Annotated in this window: 15 protein-coding genes; 8 read left to right on the top strand and 7 right to left on the bottom strand. The window is 73.2% G+C overall.

Annotated elements, in window-relative coordinates; translation table 11 throughout:
* The first annotated feature begins 15 nt into the window (after positions 1-15).
* Both ACQP2P_RS26260 and ACQP2P_RS26265 read left to right on the top strand, forming a co-directional pair.
* On the top strand, positions 16-891 hold the full coding sequence (locus ACQP2P_RS26260) for an LLM class F420-dependent oxidoreductase (protein WP_433605033.1): 876 nt from the start codon (positions 16-18) through the stop codon (positions 889-891).
* Positions 892-905: 14 nt separating this feature from the next.
* The gene (locus tag ACQP2P_RS26265) at positions 906-1,865 is read left to right on the top strand and encodes a phosphotriesterase family protein (RefSeq protein WP_433605035.1); all 960 of its coding nucleotides are present in this window, start codon (positions 906-908) and stop codon (positions 1,863-1,865) included.
* A gap of 37 nt (positions 1,866-1,902) precedes the next feature.
* Here the strand turns inward: ACQP2P_RS26265 and ACQP2P_RS26270 are convergent, their stop codons facing one another.
* Positions 1,903-2,496 (bottom strand): TetR/AcrR family transcriptional regulator, encoded by a 594-nt coding sequence (locus ACQP2P_RS26270; RefSeq protein WP_433605037.1) that lies wholly within the window; start codon positions 2,494-2,496, stop codon positions 1,903-1,905.
* A 170-nt stretch (positions 2,497-2,666) separates the two neighbouring features.
* On the opposite strand from ACQP2P_RS26270, the gene ACQP2P_RS26275 reads away from it, so the two are divergent.
* A complete protein-coding gene (locus ACQP2P_RS26275; protein ID WP_433605039.1) occupies positions 2,667-4,454 on the top strand; it encodes a flavin-containing monooxygenase in 1,788 nt (595 codons plus the stop codon).
* A 78-nt stretch (positions 4,455-4,532) separates the two neighbouring features.
* Here ACQP2P_RS26275 and ACQP2P_RS26280 read toward each other — a convergent pair whose 3' ends face one another.
* Positions 4,533-6,101 (bottom strand): PP2C family protein-serine/threonine phosphatase, encoded by a 1,569-nt coding sequence (locus ACQP2P_RS26280; protein ID WP_433605041.1) that lies wholly within the window; start codon positions 6,099-6,101, stop codon positions 4,533-4,535.
* A gap of 107 nt (positions 6,102-6,208) precedes the next feature.
* On the opposite strand from ACQP2P_RS26280, the gene ACQP2P_RS26285 reads away from it, so the two are divergent.
* Together ACQP2P_RS26285 and ACQP2P_RS26290 are read left to right on the top strand one after the other, a co-directional pair.
* Complete coding sequence (locus tag ACQP2P_RS26285) at positions 6,209-6,802, top strand: TetR/AcrR family transcriptional regulator (protein WP_433605043.1); 594 nt, start codon at positions 6,209-6,211, stop codon at positions 6,800-6,802.
* Positions 6,799-7,845 carry an MBL fold metallo-hydrolase gene (locus tag ACQP2P_RS26290; protein WP_433605045.1) on the top strand — a complete coding sequence of 349 codons (1,047 nt, stop codon included), beginning with the start codon at positions 6,799-6,801 and terminating at the stop codon, positions 7,843-7,845. Before ACQP2P_RS26285 ends, ACQP2P_RS26290 begins: the two co-directional genes overlap by 4 nt.
* Positions 7,846-7,858: 13 nt before the next feature.
* On the opposite strand, the gene ACQP2P_RS26295 is transcribed toward ACQP2P_RS26290, so the two are convergent.
* Together ACQP2P_RS26295 and ACQP2P_RS26300 are read right to left on the bottom strand one after the other, a co-directional pair.
* Positions 7,859-10,594 (bottom strand): dipeptide ABC transporter ATP-binding protein, encoded by a 2,736-nt coding sequence (locus tag ACQP2P_RS26295; RefSeq protein WP_433605047.1) that lies wholly within the window; start codon positions 10,592-10,594, stop codon positions 7,859-7,861.
* On the bottom strand, positions 10,587-11,594 hold the full coding sequence (locus tag ACQP2P_RS26300; RefSeq protein ID WP_433605049.1) for an ABC transporter permease: 1,008 nt from the start codon (positions 11,592-11,594) through the stop codon (positions 10,587-10,589). The genes ACQP2P_RS26295 and ACQP2P_RS26300 overlap by 8 nt, the downstream gene beginning before the upstream one ends.
* Before the next feature lie 81 nt (positions 11,595-11,675).
* On the opposite strand from ACQP2P_RS26300, the gene ACQP2P_RS26305 reads away from it, so the two are divergent.
* Positions 11,676-13,337 (top strand): ABC transporter family substrate-binding protein, encoded by a 1,662-nt coding sequence (locus ACQP2P_RS26305; RefSeq protein ID WP_433605051.1) that lies wholly within the window; start codon positions 11,676-11,678, stop codon positions 13,335-13,337.
* A 1-nt stretch (position 13,338) separates the two neighbouring features.
* Here ACQP2P_RS26305 and ACQP2P_RS26310 read toward each other — a convergent pair whose 3' ends face one another.
* A complete protein-coding gene (locus ACQP2P_RS26310; RefSeq protein WP_433605054.1) occupies positions 13,339-13,863 on the bottom strand; it encodes a CGNR zinc finger domain-containing protein in 525 nt (174 codons plus the stop codon).
* A 62-nt stretch (positions 13,864-13,925) separates the two neighbouring features.
* Between ACQP2P_RS26310 and ACQP2P_RS26315 the strand changes: the two genes are divergently transcribed.
* The gene (locus ACQP2P_RS26315) at positions 13,926-14,609 is read left to right on the top strand and encodes an AzlC family ABC transporter permease (protein ID WP_433605056.1); all 684 of its coding nucleotides are present in this window, start codon (positions 13,926-13,928) and stop codon (positions 14,607-14,609) included.
* 5 nt (positions 14,610-14,614) lie between these two features.
* The gene (locus tag ACQP2P_RS26320; protein ID WP_433619276.1) at positions 14,615-14,926 is read left to right on the top strand and encodes an AzlD domain-containing protein; all 312 of its coding nucleotides are present in this window, start codon (positions 14,615-14,617) and stop codon (positions 14,924-14,926) included.
* Positions 14,927-15,177: 251 nt separating this feature from the next.
* Here ACQP2P_RS26320 and ACQP2P_RS26325 read toward each other — a convergent pair whose 3' ends face one another.
* Together ACQP2P_RS26325 and ACQP2P_RS26330 are read right to left on the bottom strand one after the other, a co-directional pair.
* Positions 15,178-15,450 (bottom strand): GlsB/YeaQ/YmgE family stress response membrane protein, encoded by a 273-nt coding sequence (locus ACQP2P_RS26325; protein WP_433605058.1) that lies wholly within the window; start codon positions 15,448-15,450, stop codon positions 15,178-15,180.
* A gap of 96 nt (positions 15,451-15,546) precedes the next feature.
* A complete protein-coding gene (locus ACQP2P_RS26330) occupies positions 15,547-17,739 on the bottom strand; it encodes a glycoside hydrolase family 3 N-terminal domain-containing protein (protein WP_433605060.1) in 2,193 nt (730 codons plus the stop codon).
* Position 17,740 lies beyond the last annotated feature (1 nt).

A 17,740-nucleotide genomic window follows, 5' to 3' on the forward strand; every position in this document is an offset into this window, starting at 1 on the left:
GGCCGGGAGCGAAGCATGAAATTCGGCATCAGCCACTGCAACGTCGGCGAGTTCGCCGAGCCAGAGCGCGCACTCGATCTCGCGCGCCGGGCCGAAGAGGCCGGCTTCGAGTCCCTCTGGACCGTCGAGCACGTGATCATCCCGGAGGTCTACGAGCCGCGGTACCCCGAGACGCCCGACGGCCGCTTCTGGTTCGGCCACGACCTGCCGCTCACCGACCCCCTGATCTGGATGGCGTTCGTCGCGGCCGCGACCACGCGGCTGCACCTCGGCACCGGGATCATCACCGTCCCGCAGCGCAACCCGTTGATCACGGCGAAGGAGATCGCGACCCTCGACCGGCTCAGCCGGGGTCGCGTCGAGATCGGCGTCGGGGTGGGCTGGCTCCGGGAGGAGTTCGAGGCCCTGGGCGCCGACTTCGACCAGCGCGGCGCGGTGATGGACGAGTCGATCGCCGTGATGCGCGAGCTGTGGCGGCCGGGTCCCCGCACGTACCGCGGAAGGTTCTTCTCCTTCGAGCTCGTCCACTGCGAGCCCTCACCGCCCCGGGGCTCGGTGCCGATCCACATCGGCGGTTCGACCAAGGTGGCCGCGCGCCGGGCCGGCCGCATCGGCGACGGGTTCTTCCCGGGCGGCTACGACCGCGAGGCGGTGGCGCCGCTGGTCGACTTCGCCCGCACGGAGTTCGAAGCGTCCGGACGCGACGGCCGCCTGGAGATCACGGCCCGGTGGACGAAGGACCCCGGCCGGCTCGGGGACCACGATGCCCTCCGGTTCCTGCAGGATCTCGGCGTCGACCGGGTCCTGGTGCCCGCGCAGACCCTGGCCGCGCCCGGGCTGGAACGAACCATCGCCGAGCTCGGCTCCAGCACCCTCCCCGCCTTCGCCTGACAGGAGCGCCGTCCATGAGCACCGTCCCCACCATCCGCGGCCCCGTCGACTCGGGTGAGCTCGGCCAGACGCTGATGCACGAACATGTCTTCGTGCTCGACACCGAGGTCGAGCGCAACTACCCGGGCCGCTGGGACGAGGCGGCCCGCCGGGCCGACGCCGTCCAGAAGCTGGAGCGCGCCTACGAGCTCGGCGTGCGGACCATCGTCGACCTCACCGTGATCGGCCTGGGCCGCGACGTGGCGCGGGTGGCCGAGGTCGCCCGGGAGGTCCGCGTGAACATCGTGGTCGCCACCGGCCTCTACACCTACGACGACGTCCCGATGTTCTTCAAGTTCCGCGGCCCCGGCAAGCTGATCGACGGCCCGGAGCTGCTGACCGAGTTCTTCATCAGGGACCTCACGACCGGGATCGCGGACACCGGCATCCGCGCGGGCATCATCAAGTGCGCCACCGACGAGAGCGGCCTGACCCCCGGTGTCGAACGGGTGCTGCGGGCCGCGGCGCTGGCGCACCGCGAGACCGGGGCACCGATCTCCACCCACACCCACGCCGGCACCCGGCGCGGCACCGACCAGCAGGCGGTCTTCCGCAAGGAGGGGGTGGACCTCGAACGCGTGGTGATCGGCCACAGCGGTGACACGACCGACCTCGACTATCTGCGCTCACTCATGGACGCCGGGTCCTTCATCGGCATGGACCGCTTCGGACTGGACCTCATGCTGCCGTTCGAGGCGCGGGTGCAGACCGTCGCCGACCTCTGCGCGCTGGGCTATGCCGACCAGATGGTGCTGTCGCACGACGCGTCGTGCTTCACGCACAACTTCGACGTCGCCGACAAGGCCCGCCTGCTGCCGAACTGGCACTACAACCATCTGCACGAGGACGTCCTGCCCGCGCTGCTGCAGCGGGGCGTGACGCCCGAGCAGATCCACACGATGCTCGTGACCAACCCCGCCCGGATTCTCGGCTGAACTCCGGGCGGGCGGTGCCGCGGTGCGGGAGGAATCCCTAGGAGGCGTTGGGCTCGGGGTCGCGCAGTTCGACCTCGATGCCCAGCGCCTGAGCCCAGAGCCGGCTCAGCGTGAGGATGGCCGTCTCCTCGTCGTAGTCCTCGTCCAGGACCAGCCACATGTAACAGAAGTTGCTGACCATCGACGTCAGCGCGGCCGCGGCGTAGTCCGCCGGCAGGCTCGGCGAGACCAGGCCCGACTCCTGGAAGCGGCGGATGCCGCGCTCGGTGCGGGCGCGGAAGACCTTCCGCGTCTCCCGCCGCATCTCCCGGAACTCCGGGCTGAAGCTCGCGACCTGCTCCAGGATCATCAGCAGGCTGGCCTCCTCGCGGTAGGCCCGCACGTAGGCCCGCGTGGCGTGCTCGATGCGCTGGTAGGCGCTGGAGCCGGCTTCGGCGGGCACCCGGGACTTCGTGAACATCCGCTCGTTCACCTCGTCGATGACCGCGCGGAAGATCGCCTCCTTCGACTCGAAGTAGGTGTAGAAGCTCCCGTTGGCGACGCCGGCCTCGGTCGTGATGTCGGTGATCTTGGTGTCCAGGAAGCCCTTGCGCCCGAACACCACAGCGGCCGCATCGACCAGCTTGCTCATCGTCCGGCGGCCCCGCGCACTCACCGGAAAGGCTTGCTCCGTCGCTGGCACAGCCCCATCCCATATCGATCGACGTGGTCGAAGCGACAGCGTAGCACCAAAAAGTTGACTCTGGCGCCATGTTCAACTTACTGTGTCCAAGGCTACCAATGAAGGTTCCGGGAGGGCCGATGTCCCGCTCAGACATGTCCGCACCAGCGTGCCTCAGCGCCGTCACCGAATGGCTTCAGAAGCTCGACATCGCGCTGGACGCCCAGGATCCGGACCGGCTGGCCGATCTCTTCCTGCCCGAGGCCGACTGGCGCGATCTCGTCTCGTTCACCTGGGACATCCGCACCACGCTCGGTGCCCGGGAGGCCGCCGCCGAGCTCATCGCGCGCAATCACGACGTGAAGGCGTCCGGCTTCGCCCTGGCCCCCGCACGCACGGCACCCCGGGTCGCCGTCCGCGCTGGAGACGACGTGGTCGAGGGCTTCTTCACCTTCGAAACCGCGTTCGGTCACGGCGAAGGCGTGGTCCGGCTCGACCTGGCCGCCGGGGAGCCGCTGCGCGCCCGCACCCTGCTGACCACCCTGCAGGAGCTGACCGGCTTCGAGGAGCGCCGCGGCGCCAACCGGCCGCACGGCACGGCCTACTCGCGGACCTTCGGCGGCAAGAACTGGCTCGACCTGCGCCAGGAGGAGCAGCGCTACGACGACCGCTCCCCCGAGGTGCTGATCGTCGGCGCGGGCCAGGCGGGCCTGTCGATCGCGGCGCGGCTGCGCACCATCGGCGTCGACGCCCTGATCGTGGACAAGCACGAACGCGTCGGGGACGTCTGGCGCAAGCGCTACCACTCGCTCACCCTGCACAACGAGTCCTGGGTCGCGAGCCTGCCCTACGTGCCCTACCCCGACACGTGGCCCACCTACATCCCGAAGGACAAGCTGGGCAACTGGTTCGAGCACTACGCCGACATCATGGAGCTCAACGTCTGGACCTCGACCGAGTTCGTCGGGGGCACCTACGACGAGGACGAGCAGATCTGGACGGTCACCGTGCGGCGCGAGGGCGCCGAGCGCGTCCTGCGGCCCCGGCACGTCGTCATCGCGACCGGCGGCGTGAGCGGCGTACCGAACCGCCCGCGGCTTGCCGGGCTCGAGGACTTCCGCGGCGACGTGCTGCACTCCACCCAGTACACCTCCGGAGCCCGCTTCGAGAACCGCAAGGCCCTGGTCGTCGGGACGGGCACGAGCGGGCACGACGTGGCGCAGGACCTGCACGCCCTGGGCTGCGAGGTGGACATCGTGCAGCGGCAGCCCACGACGGTGGTGAGCCTGGAACCGAGCGGGATCATGGTGTACGCCCTCTACTCCGAGGGCACCCCGACCGAGGACGTCGACCTCATCGCGGCGGCGAACTCGTTCCCGACCCTGATCAAGGCCAACCAGATCCTCGCCCAGCGCATGCTCGAGGCCGACAAGGACATCCTCGACCGCCTGCACGCCGTCGGGTTCCGCACGGACATCGGGGAGGACGGCACCGGCTTCCACCTGAAGTACAACCGCCGCGGCGGCGGCTACTACATCAACGTCGGCTGCTCCGACCTGATCGCCGACGGCGAGATCGGCCTGCTGCAGGCGGACCAGATCGCGACGTTCACCCCACAGGGGCTCGAACTGGTCGACGGGAGCACCCGGGAGTACGACCTCGTCGTGCTGGCGACCGGGTACCGCAACCAGCAGGAGGAGGTCCGCGCCTTCTTCGGCGACGCCGTGGCGGACAAGGTGGGCCTGATCTGGGGCGTGGACGACGGCGGCGAGATGCGCAACGTGTGGCGCCCCACGGCCCAGCGCGGCCTGTGGTTCAACGCCGGCAGCCTCGCGGCCTGCCGCGGCAACTCGAAGTATCTGGCGGTGCAGATCCTGGCCGCGCTCCAGGGCATGAGCCCCGGTTACCGGGAGACCGAACGCGGCTGACGCGCGGCGCTCGCGGTACAACGTTTTTTTAACGCGGCTCTGCCAGGCTTGATCAGCCGGTGGTGCAGCGGGGGCGCATCAACGGCCCGTCTGCAGCACGGTGACGACGATGTCGTCGCCGGCGCCGGCCCGGGACGCGGCCAGCAGATGGTCGCACAGCTGCTCGGCGGTCAGGTCGTGCCGGCCGGTGAGCAGGTCGGCGAGGCCGCGCAGGCCCTCGTCGAGGGCCTGGCCCGGGCGCTCGATGAGGCCGTCGGTGTAGAGGACCACGTGGCTGCCCGGCTCCAGCGTCAGCGAGTGGTCGCTGCGCGTCGCGGGCAGGCCGGTGCCGAGCAGGAGTTCCGACGGGTGGCGCAGCAGGGTCGCCGCGCCGTCGGGGGTGAGCAGGATCGGAGGCGGGTGGCCGGCGTTGGACCAGCGCAGCGTGTAGGGGGCTGGGGCGCCCGGCTCGGGATTCGCGCTGACCTGGGCCAGCACGACCGTCGCGAAGGTGTTCAGGCCGAAGCCGGACATGGCCTCGTCCATCGCGGCCAGGATGCGTGAGGGCGGCCCGAGCAGGGTGTGCGCGATGCCCCGCAGGATGCTGCGGACCTGCGCCATGGCCGCCGCCGCGAACCGGTCGTGGCCGCTGATGTCGCCCACGACGACGGTCATGGTGCCGTCGGGCAGCGGGAACGCGTCGTACCAGTCGCCGCCCACCCGGGCGTGCGCGACGGCGGGCTCGTAGCGCGCCGCGATGTGGTAATGCCGGCTCACCGGCGGCGGCGTGAGCAGGCTGCGCTGGATCGTCTCGGAGATCTCCCGCTCGATCGCGGTGGCCCGCCGCTCGGCCTCGCGCAGCCGCGCCCGGTCCAGCGCCTGGCTGATCGTGGCGCCGACCAGCCGGACGAAGATCAGGTAGGTCTCGTCGGCGAGCAGGCGCGGGTTGAGCGTCGTGCGCAGCATCAGGTCGCCGGCCGCGTACCGGCGGGTGCTCAGCCGTACCGTCGCGACCTTCCCGTCCGCCGTCGGGCGCACGACGGCATCGCTGCCGTCCGCGGCCACGATCTCCACGCCGGGCAGGTCGTGCGGGTCGGCGCGCAGCACCGGCAGCGCCCGCTGGAGCACCTCGCCGCGGTGGTCGACGGCGGCGAGCCGGTCGTGCAGCGCGTTGAGCAGCCGGAGCCGGCGGGTGGCCAGGATCTGCGTGGTGGTCTCGGAGGCGATGTCGAAGACGCCCTCGACCCGGCCGTCCTCGCCCATGACCGGGGAGTAGGAGAACGTGAAGTAGCACTCCTCGAGGAAGCCGTGCCGGCGCATCTCCAGGCGGAGGTCCTCGACCCAGGTGGCGCCGCCGCCGCCGAGGACCTGCTCGATCATGGGGCCGATGTCGTCCCAGACCTCGGCGAAGACCTCCCGGGCCGGGGCGCCGAGGGCGGCCGGGTGCTTGTCGGCGATCATCGGCACGTAGGCCTCGTTGTAGACCATCACCGACTGCGGGCCCCAGAACAGCGTGACCGCGAACCGCGTTCGCAGTGCCAGGTCGACGGCCGTGCGCAGGGCCGGTCCCCACGACGCCACCGGCCCGAGCGGGGTCGCGGCCCAGTCGACCCGCGCGTAGGCCTCGCGCAGGCCCGCGCCGGCGGCGGCGAACAGGGGATCGTCCACGCCTCGAACCTAGACCAGCGCCTACGGAATGGCCGCACGCTCGAGCGAGCCACGCGTGTGATCCAATGGACAATCTGAACGCTGATCGTTCAGATACCATGGTGCCGATGAGCGCGCCGACCGCAGCACCGCCGGGCAGGCCCCGCGATCCGCAGGTCGACCGGCGGATTCTGCGGGCCGCCCTCGACGTGTTCGGCGACAGCGGGTGGGCCGGCTTCGCCATGGAGACCGTCGCGCGGCGGGCCGGTGTCGGCAAGGCCTCGCTGTATCTGCGGTGGAGCACCAAGGAGGCGCTGCTCGCCGACGCGCTGGCGGCCGGGCTCGTCCGGGTCAGCGACGTGGACACGGGCACGCTGCGCGGCGACCTGATCGAGCTGGCCACGCAGGTGCTCGACCGCTACACCGGCCCGTCCAGCCGTGCGGCGCTGCGCCTGCCGCTCGAGGTCGGGACGATCGCGGGGGTGGCGGAGCAGTACGAGGCGCTGCGCATGGCCCAGATCGTCGCCGCCCGGGCCATCGTGCGCCGCGGCATCGACCGCGGGGAGCTGCCCGCCACGGTGTCGGTCACGCTGCTGCTCGACACGCTGGTCGGCGGCGCGATGATGCACGCGCTGAGCACACCGGCGGACAAGCGCGGCCCGATTCCGGCGGACGCGGCGCGACTGGTCGACTTCCTGCTGCACACCGGGGGCAACTCGTGATCATCACCGGAACGGACCAGCACGAGGCGTGGCAGCGGCGGGTCTTGCCGCCGGTCGAGCGGGTGCGCCCCGGCCTGTGGTCGGTTCCCGTGCCGATTCCGAACAGCCCGCTGCGGTACACGCTGAGCTACCTCTTCCTCGACGACGCCGGCGTGCTGCTGGTCGACCCGGGCTGGGACTCGGACGCGGGGCGCGCCGCGATCACGGCCGGGCTCGGCGCGGCCGGCGCGAGCCTCGACGACGTCACCGGCGTCGTCGTCACCCACGTCCACCCCGACCACCATGCCATGAGCGGCTGGCTGCGCGAGCGCTCCGGCGCCTGGATCGGCATGCACCCGGCCGAGGCGGCGACGCTGCCCGCCCGCTCGTGGCGCGACCGCGGCCGCGCCCCGGCGACCGACCGCGACTGGCTCCTGCGCCACGGGGCGCCCGAGTCCGAGGTCGACGAGCTGGTCATGCCGGCGGAGCGCGTCGAAGAGCTGATGGGCATGGCCGAGCCCGACCGCGCGATCGAGGACGGCGACCTGCTGCCCCTGGCCCGCCACGAGCTGCGCGCGATCTGGACGCCCGGCCACACGCCCGGCCACCTCTGCCTGCACGAGGCGGGCGCGGGCGTGCTGCTGACCGGCGACCACCTCCTGCCGCGGATCAGCCCCAACATCGGCGTGCACGCGATCACGGACGGCAACCCGCTCGGCACCTACCTGGACTCGCTGGAGCTGGTTGCCAAGTTCGGCACGGACGAGGCGCTGCCGGCCCACGAGTACCGCTTCCGCGCCCTCGACGCCCGCGCCGCCGACCTCGTGCGCCACCACGACGAGCGCGGCGCCGAGATCATGCACGCCATCGGCACCCTCGCGTCGCCGACGGGCTGGGCGATCGCGGCCGCGATCACGTGGTCGCGCGGCTGGGACGCCCTGCAGGGCCTGCTGCGCCGGCTGGCGCTGGCCGAGACCCTGGCCCACCTGGAGCACCTGTCCGCCCTCGGCGCCGTGCGGCCGTCGGCGGACACCCCGGTGCGCTGGCACTCGGCCCGGGGCTGAACTCGCCCGGCGCTCAGCCCGGGGCCGTGTGGTGGCAGGCGGCCCGGTGCTCGCCGCCGGTCATCGCCGGCTCCTGCGTCTCGCAGTGGGTGCGCGGCAGGGGTTCGAGCCGGGCGTACAACGGGCACCGGCCCCGGAACCGGCAGCCCACCGGTCGCTCGTCGGCCGCGGGCAGGTCGCCGGCGAGCAGGATGCGCTCCCGGCCGCGCTCGGCGTCCGGGTCGGGCACCGGCACCGCGGACACCAGCGCCCGCGTGTACGGGTGCGACGGCCGGCCCAGCACCGCGCCCGCCGGTCCGGTCTCCACGATCCGGCCCCGGTACATCACGCTGACCACGTCCGCGATGCCGGCCACGACGGCGAGGTCGTGGGTCACGACCAGGTAGGCGAGGCCGAGGCGCTCCTGCAGCCGGGCCAGCAGCTCCAGCACCGCGGCCTGCACGGTCACGTCCAGCGAGGAGACCGGCTCGTCCAGCACGAGCAGGTCCGGCTCGACGGCGACGGCCCGCGCGATCGCGATCCGCTGCCGCTGGCCGCCGGAGAACTCGTGGGGGAAGCGTGCGGCCAGCGCCGGGTCCAGCCCGACGAGCCGCAGGACCTCGGCCACCCGGGCCCGGGCCGGCGCCGGGGCACGTCCCTGCGCCAGCATCGGCTCGGCGATGACGTCGCCGACCGGGAGCCTCGGATCCAGGCTGGCGAACGGGTCCTGGAACACCAGCTGCATCCGGCGGCGCAGCGCCGAGCGATCGGCGGCGCTCAGGCGCGCGCCGACCGTGCGGCCGAACAGTTCCACGGTGCCGGCCTCCGGCGGCCGCAGGGCCAGCACCTCCAGCAGCGTCGTGGACTTCCCGCTGCCCGACTCCCCCACCAGCGCATGGGTCCGGCCCCGCTCGACGGTCAGGTCGACGCCGTCGACGGCGTGGATCGCGGTGGCCCGGCGGCGCAGGACGCGGCCGCGGTACACGGGGAAGGTGCGCCGCAGGCCGGTGACCCGCAGCACGGGCGGGCCGGGCGGGCGCTCACGCGCGGCGCGCGGGCGGTCGAGGCGCGGCCGGGCGGCCAGCAGCTCGCGGGTGTACGGGTCGCGCGGGTGGTGGTACAGCTGCCGCACCTCGGCCTCTTCGACGACCCGCCCGCCGCGCATGACGGCCACCGTGTCGGCGATGCCGGCCACGACGCCGAGGTCATGGCTCACGAAGACCAGCGCGGCGCCGGTGGCCTCGCGCACGTCGCGCAGGACCTGCAGGATCTGGGCCTGGACGGTCACATCCAGCGCCGTCGTCGGCTCGTCGGCGAGGATCAGGTCGGGGTCGTTGGCGATGGCCATGGCGATCATCACGCGCTGACGCATGCCGCCCGAGAGCTCGTCCGGGAACGCCCGCGCGCGCAACTCCGGCGACGGGATGCCGACCAGGCGCAGCAGCTCCACGGCGCGGCGGCGCGCCTGCGCCCGGGACACGTCGCGGTGGGCTCGCACCGCCTCGGCCAGCTGGTCCCCCACCCGGTACACGGGGGTCAGGGCGGAGAGCGAGTCCTGGAAGACGACGGCGGCGACCCGGCCGCGCAGGCGGCGCAGGGTGCTCGCGGTGGCGCCGACGACCTCGGTGCCGCCCAGCACGATGCTGCCGGACACCGCCGCGCCGGCCGGGAGCAGCCCCAGGGCGGCCATGACGGTCACGGACTTGCCGGAGCCGGACTCCCCGACGAGGCCCAGGACCTGCCCGCGGCGAACGGTCAGGTCGATGCCGTGCACCGCGGGCGGGGCGTCGCCGAAGCGGACCGTCAGGCCCCGCACGGCCAGGACGGCACCGTCGGGCGGGGGCGGCGCCGCGATCGGGTGCGGGGCCCGGCGCCGGGCCGGGCCGGAGCGCGGGTCCACGGCGTCGCGCAGGGCGTCGCCGACCAGGTTCACCGCCAGCACGAAGACGACCAGCAGACCGGCCGGGAAGAAGAACATCCACGGGTAGGTGACCGCCGAGGCGGTGCCGGCCGCGATCAGGGTGCCCAGCGACACGTCGGGGGGCTGGACGCCGAAGCCGAAGTACGACAGGGACGTCTCGGTCATGACGGCGGCGCCGACGGCGAGGGTGGCGTCGATGACGAGGAAGGAGGCGGTGCTCGGCAGGACGTGGCGGACGATGATCCGCGGCGTGGAGACGCCCATGAACCGGGCCGCGCGGACGAACGGCAGATCCTTGAGCGAGATCGTCAGGGACCGCACGACGCGCGCGGAGATCATCCAGCCGAAGATCGCGAGCAGGCCGACGAAGGCGACCCAGCCGCCGGCCCGCAGCCGGGGCGACACCACGGCGATGACCAGGAACGACGGGAAGACCAGGAGCAGGTCGACGACGAGGACGAGGGCGCGCTCGGTCCAGCCGCCGACATACCCGGCGACCGCGCCGACGGCGGCGGCCAGGGCCGTGGCGACGACGGCCACGGCGAGGCCGATGAGCAGCGACTTCTGCAGCCCGCGGACGGTCTGGGCGAACACGTCCTGGCCGATGCCGTTGGTGCCCCACCAGTGCGCCGCGGAGGGGGCGGCGCGCAGGGCGGTGTAGTCGATGTCGGTGTACGACCAGCGGGTCACCAGCGGGCCGGCGAACGCGAGCAGGAACAGCAGCGCGACGACGGCGGCGCCGGACCAGGCGGCCCGGTCGCGGCGCAGGCGCCCGGCGACGACCCGCAGCCGGGTCGGCGACGCCTGGCGGGCCTCGTCGGCGACCTCGGCGGCGAGCGTGTCAGCCACGGCGGCCGCCGAGGCGCACGCGCGGGTCGAGGACGGCGTGCAGGACGTCGGCGAGGAGCCCGGCGAACAGGACGGTCACGGCGGCGAAGAGGTTGACCGCCACGACCGCGTTGACGTCGTTGTTGTTGACCGAGTCGATGAACCACTCCCCCATGCCGTGCCAGCCGAAGATCTTCTCGGTGAAGGTGGCGCCGGTGAGCACGCCGAGGAAGCCGAACGAGAAGAACGTCGACATCGGGATGAGCGCGGTGCGCAGGCCGTGCTTGACCAGGACGCTGCGGCGGGGCAGGCCCTTGGCCGCCGCGGTGCGCAGGTAGTCGGCGCCGAGCACGTCGAGCATGGCGCTGCGCTGGTAGCGGCTGTAGGTGGCCACCGTGACCAGCCCGATCGACAGCGTCGGCAGCAGCAGGTGCCCGGCCCGGTCGGCGAGCAGGGTCAGCGCCGAGCCGGTCAGCCCCGGCGAGCGCTCCCCGGTGAAGGCGACGACCTGCCGCCCGGCGGCCCGGTTCGCGGCCAGCGCGCCGATCTTGAGCAGCAGGGCGATCAGAAACGTCGGCGTGGACAGCAGCAGGAACGCGAGCACCGTGAACGAGCGGTCGGAGAGCCGGTGCTGGCGCACGGCGCTCCACGCGCCGGCCGCCACCCCGGCGGCGATGCCGAGCGTGGTGCCGAGCGCGAGCAGCCGCAGGCTCACCCCGACCCGGCGGCCGAACTCGGCGTTGACGGACGTGCCGGTGATGCTCGTGCCGAGGTCGCCCCGGGCCGCCCGGCCGGCCCAGCCCGCGAAGCGCTCGGTGACCGGCCGGCGGTCGTCGAGCCCGATGGCGTGCAGTTGCCGGTCCACCTGCTCGGCCGGCGGCGGGGGCAGCCGGGCCTGGAAGTACGCGCGGGGCGACAGGGCGGTCGCCGCCAGGATGTAGGACAGGAAGGCGGCCGAGACCAGCAGGACCAGGTAGTAGGCGACGCGGCGGGCGAGGAACGCGAGCACCGAACCTCCCATTGACGGCTATCGTATTGATGAAGGTAGCAGAAGATGTATATATAGACGGTCTGCGAAGTATGGATGAGGGAGGCGGGTTCGATGCGGAACTCCACGGCGCTGGGCCTCGTCGCGCTGCTGGCCGGGGTCGGGCTGACCGCGGGCTGCGGCGGCGGCAGCGGGCCGGGCCAGCAGGGCGCGGCGCCGAAGACCGGCAGCGCCGACATCAACCCGCAGCCGCGCGAGAGCCTGCGGCAGGGCGGCACGCTGAAGCTCTCGATCCAGCAGTGGATCACGCAGTACAACGTCGGGCAGGTCGACGGCACCCAGGGCGACGGCTCGTCGATCCTGGCGCTGGCCGAGCCGAAGCTGTGGTTCGCCGATGACAACGGGGTGCCGGCGGCCAACCCCGACGTGCTCGCCGCGGCGGACGTGAGCACCGCCGGGGGCACACAGATCGTGACGTACAAGCTGAACCCCAAGGCCGCCTGGAGCGACTCGACGCCGATCACCTGGCAGGACTTCGCCACCAACTGGAAGACCCGCAACGGCTCCGACGAGCGGTTCCAGCTCTCGGGCACGACCGGCTACGACGCCATCGCGAACGTCGAGCGCGGCGCCGACGACCGCACCGTGAAGGTGACCTTCAAGACGCCGTACGCCGACTGGCAGACGCTCTTCGACCCGCTGCTGCCCGGCAGCGCGATCGACACGCCCGAGGAGTTCAACACCGGCTGGATCGAGAAGATCCCGGTCTGGGGCGGCCCGTGGAAGATCGGCTCGGCCGACAAGACCGGCCAGACGATCACCATGGTGCCGAACCCGTCGTACTGGGGCACGAAGCCGCTGCTCGACTCCATCGTGTACCGGGCGCTGGACAGCACCGCGATCACCGAGGCGTACCTCAACAACGAGATCGACCAGGCGCCCGGCCGCCAGCCCGAGGCCTACCAGCGCCTCGCCGGGGCCGCGAACACCGTCATCCGCACCGGCGGGCGCTGGGACGAGACGCAGCTGACGCTCGGGCACACGGGGGCGCTCGCCGACGAGCGGGTCCGCCAGGCGGTCCAGAACGCGGTGGACCGCGGCGCGATCGCCGCGGCCCAGTCCGCCGGGCTGCCGTTCAAGGTGAACACGCTCGGCAGCCACTTCTTCATGCCGAGCCAGGAGGGGTACCGCGACACCAGCGCCGAGTTCGGGAAGTTCGACCTCGAGCGGGCCAGGCGCCTGCTCGACGAGGCCGGCTGGAAGGCCTCGGCCGACGGCCGGACCCGGGCCAAGGACGGCGCGCCGCTCAAGCTCGTCTACGTCGTCAACGGCAACGGCAGCACGGACCTGCCGCAGCTCGTGCAGAACATGCTCGGCCAGGCGGGCGTCACCGTCGAGCTGCGCAAGGTGCCCGGGAACGACTACTTCGCGAAGTACGTCAACGTCGGCGCCTTCGACCTGGCCTCGTTCCGCCAGGTCGACAACGTGTTCCCGTCGCTGCTCGACCCGGTGTACCGCACCGGCGGCGACCAGAACTACGGCGGCGTCGGCACGCCGGAGATCGACCGGCTGCTCGACCGCGCGGGCGCGGAGACGGACCGGGGCAAGGCGGTGGAGCTGCTCAACCAGGCCGACGCGCTGCTGTGGAAGGCCGGGCACTCCGTGCCGCTGTTCCAGACGCCGCAGATCTCGGCCGTGCGCCCGGGGCTGGCGAACTTCGGGGCGTTCGGGCTGCGCAGTGAGCGGCAGTACGTGGACACCGGGTGGACCAGGTAGGTCACGCCCGGCGGCGGCTGTAGGCGCGCACGCGCGCCCGGTTGCCGCAGTCCGCGGAGTCGCACCAGCGGCGGCTGTGGTTGCGGGTGGTGTCCAGGAACAGCCACCCGCAGCCCTCGCCGTCGCACCGGCGCAGCGCCGACAGGTCGGGCCGCCGCAGCAGCTCCGCCACGGCGAGCGCGAGATGGTGCACCGGCTCGTCGGCGGTCACGGTGACCGGCAGCCGCTCGGACGGGCGGGCGTGGCGCAGGGCCTCGAGCCAGGCGTCGTAGACGAATCGGAGATCCGGCCGTTCCCCCGCGAGGTGCGCGTCCACGACCCGGATGGTCTCGTCGCGCAGGACGCGCACCCGGTCCAGCATCACGTGGTCCGCCTCGGTCGGCAGGCCCGTCGCGGTCCGGAACCAGTCGGCGAACAGCGCGGCCGTGCCGAGCCGGTCGACGCTGCGCGCTGGGTCCAGCCGCCAGGACACGGTGTTGCACAGGTCGAGCGCCAGGTGCCCGCCGATGTAGCGCCATTGGTACACGCCCGCCAGCCTACATGCCCTAAAGCCGTTTAGACCATGTAGGCGGCGGAGATGAAGGGTGCATGGACAACGGTGGCGGCTGGTCCCGGGGGCTGCGAGTCGGCGTCGGGCTCGCGGCGGGCTCGTTCCTGCTCGCGGTCGGGTTCGGCGCGTTCGCGGTGACGCACGGCTGGCCGGCCTGGCTGGCGATCGCCATGTCGGCGGTCGTGTTCTCCGGCTCGGCCCAGTTCGCGCTCGTCACCGCGCTCGCCGGCGGGGGCGGCCTCGGCCCGGCGCTCGCCGGCGCGGCGCTGATGAACCTGCGGTTCGTGCCGATGGCCGCGGCCACCGCGCGCTTCCTGCCGGGCGGCCCGCTGCGCCGGGCGGTGCAGGGCCAGGCGGTCGTCGACGGCTCATGGGTCGCCGCCCAGCGCCCCGGCGGCGAGCTCGACCGGCGACTCATGCTCGGCGCGACCCTGGTGCAGTGGCCGGCGTGGATCCTCGGCACCGCCCTGGGCGCCGTGCTCGTGCCCGGCGGATCCGCGCTGCGGGCCACCGGCCTCGACGTCGTCTTCCCGGGCTTCTTCGGCCTGCTGCTCTTCGACGCGCTGCGCGCGAGCCCGCGCCTGGCCCCGGCCGGCACGGTCGCGGCCGCCATCGCCGCCACCTGCCGGTTCCTGCCCTCCGGCGTGGCCCTCGCCCTGGCGGGGACCGCGGCCGCGCTCGCCCTGCGGTCACCGGCCCCCGCCGAGGAGCCTCAGCCGTGACCACGATGATCGTCGCGACCGTCGCCCTCGCCCTGCTCAATGCGCTCTACAAGGCGATCGGGCCGGCACTGCTCGGCGGCCGCGCCTTCCCGCCCCGCCTGCGGGCCGTGGCCGACGCGCTGCCGGTCGTGCTGCTCGCCGCCCTGCTCGCCGTCGACGTGCTCGGTCCGGGCTGGCGCGACTTCGACTGGACGCTGCTGCCCGGCCTCAGCCTCGCCGCCGGCCTGCGCGCGCTCGGCCGCTCCCACCTGACCTGCATCGCCGCCGCGGTCGCGGGCACCGCGGGACTGCGGCTGCTCCTGGATGCCCTGCTCTGAGCGCCGGCACCGGCGCCGCGGGCCTCGCGCGCCTGCCGCGGCTCATCCCCGCCGGCACGTTCGCGGCGCTGCTGCTGGTGACGGCCGGCCTGCTCGCGGCCCGGCGCCCCGCCGCCCGGCCGGTGCTGGTCAGCCTCGCGTACGCCGGGGTCCCGCGCACGCGGGTCCGCACCCTGAGGCGGCGTCGGCCCCACGCCGGACACGGCGATGGCGCGGACCGGAGCCGGTCCGCGCCATCGGGTGTCGTCGGGTCAGCGAACGCTGCGCCGACCGTAGAGACCGGCGACGGCCCAGACGCCGATCGCGGCCAGCACGACCTGGATGACGATCTCGAGCCAGTCGACGCCGGGCGTGTTGGCCCAGCCGAGACCGCGGGCGATCGCCGTGCCGATGAGCGCGGCGACGATGCCGATGACGATGGTGAGCCAGATCGGGATGTGCTGCTTGCCGGGCACGACCAGGCGCCCCAACGCGCCGATGATCAAGCCGACGACGAGCGCGGAGATGATGCCGCCGACAGTCATGTCACGCCTCCATTGTTCCGGGGTGTTGCCTTGCCGACGTCTGTTCCCGTTCCGCCCGGTACGCAAACCGGGGCATCCACCGGACGGTGACGGCCGTCACACGTCGCGGACCTCGAAGGTCGTGGCGAGCTCGGCGGCCGAGCTGCCGCCCACCCACACGTCGAACGTCGTGGTGTCGAGGACCCAGTCGCGGACGGCGGCGTGCCAGTACCGCCGCTGCTGCGGCCCGATCGTGAACGCCACGCGGCGGGTCTCCCCCGGCGCCAGCTCGACCCGCGAGAAGCCCTTCAGCTCCCGGACCGGGCGGGAGGCGCGGCCGTGGCGCTGGTGGAGGTACAGCTGAACGACCTCCGGCGCGGGCCGCGCTCCGGTGTTGGTGACGTCGACCGACACGGTGACCTCGGCGTCCGGGGCGACGGTGTCGGCGGAGACGAACAGGTTCTCGTAGGCGAACCGGCCGTAGCTCAGGCCGTGGCCGAACGGGAACAGGGGCGTGCTCGCCTCGTCCCAGTAGCGGCGGCCCTGGTTCTGCGGCTCGTGCGAGCGCGTGTGCCCGTAGTGGATCGGCACCTGGCCCACCGTGCGCGGCCAGGTGAACGGCAGCTTCCCGCCCGGGGACGCGGCGCCGAAGAGCAGGTCGGCGACGGCGTTGCCGCCCTGGCTGCCGGGGTACCAGATGTCCATGATCGCCGGCACGTGCTCGGCCGGCCAGCGCAGGTCGAGCGGGCGGCCGTTCATCAGCAGCAGGACCGTCGGCGTGCCGGTGGCCGCGACCGCCCGCAGCAGCTCCAGCTGGCGGCCCGGCAGGTCCAGCGAGGAGCGGGACGCGGCCTCGCCGATCATGTTCTGGTGCTCCCCCAGCACCACGATCGCGACGTCCGAGGACTCGGCGAGCGCGACGGCACGGGCGAACTCGGCGTCGGCGTCGAACCCCTCGGGGTCCTCCGGGCGGTTGCCGCCGAACTGGTCGAACATCGACGGGAACTCGCGCTGGGTCACGGGCACGCCCTGGGCGTAGGCGACCTCGGCACCGGTCGCGCGCCGGATGCCCTCGAGCACCGTGACCGTCTCGGCGAGGTCGAAGTCGAACACCCACGGGCCGAGCGTGTCGCGCCGGGAGTCGGCGAGCGGCCCGAGCACGGCGATCGAGCCGAACGCCCCGGGGTCGAGCGGCAGGAGGTCGCCGTCGTTCTTCAGCAGGACCGCACTGCGCCGCGCCGCCTCGCGCGCCACGGCACGATGCTCCGGGTCGGCCAGCACCTCCCGGGCCCGGTCCTCGTCCACGAACGGCTCGTCGAGCAGCCCGAGCCGCAGCTTCGCCTCCAGGATGCGCCGCACGCTCACCTCGACCGCGTCCCGCGCCGCCGGGACCGCCGGCAGATGGTCGTAGGCGGGCTCCGAGAAGGCCATCTCGAGGTCGACGCCGGCCGTGACCGCGCGGGCCGCCGCGTCCGCCGGGTCGGCGGCGAACCCGTGCGTCTGCAAGTTCTTGACCGCGTTGGCGTCGCTGACCACGAACCCGGTGAAGCCCCACGTGTCCCGCAGCACCTTCGTCAGCAGCCAGTGGCTGCCGGAGGCGGGGATGCCGTTGAGGTCCATGTACGCGGTCATGATGTTGCCCGCCCCGGCCTCGACGGCGGCCTGGAACGGGGGCAGGTAGGTGTTCCACAGCTCGTACTCGGAGATGTTGGCCTCGTCGTAGTCGCGGCCGCCCAGGGAGGCGCCGTACCCCGCGAAGTGCTTGGGACCGGCGATGATCCCGCCGCCCTGGAAGCCGCGGACCTGCGCCGCGGCCACGGCGGCACCCAGGAACGGGTCCTCGCCGGCGCCCTCGATGATGCGGCCCCAGCGCGGGTCGCGGGTGATGTCGACCATCGGCGCGAACGTCCAGTGGATGCCGACGGCCCGCGCCTCCCGGCCCGCGATCGTCTGGCCGCGCTCGATCGTCTCCGGGTCCCAGGAGGCGGCCATCGCGATCGGCACCGGGAAGATCGTCCGCAGGCCGTGGATGACGTCGAAGCCGAACAGCACCGGGATGCCCTGCGGGTTGCCGTCGATCGCGAGCCGCTGGAGCCGGTTGACCTCGGCCGGGTCGGTGACGAACAGCAGCGCGCCCGCCCCGCCGCGCCCGAGCGCCGCCTCGGCCGCCCGCGGCTGCTCGTCGGCGTCGAAGCCCAGCGCCGGGTCGGCCTCGCCGGGGAGCTTGAAGTAGAAGTACTGGGTCAGCTGCCCGGCCTTTTCCTCCGGCGACATGCCGGCCAGGAGCGTCTCGATCCGCTCGTCGGTCATC

The sequence above is a fragment of the Dactylosporangium sp. CA-139114 genome (assembly GCF_050955725.1).
GTDB lineage: Bacteria > Actinomycetota > Actinomycetes > Mycobacteriales > Micromonosporaceae > Dactylosporangium.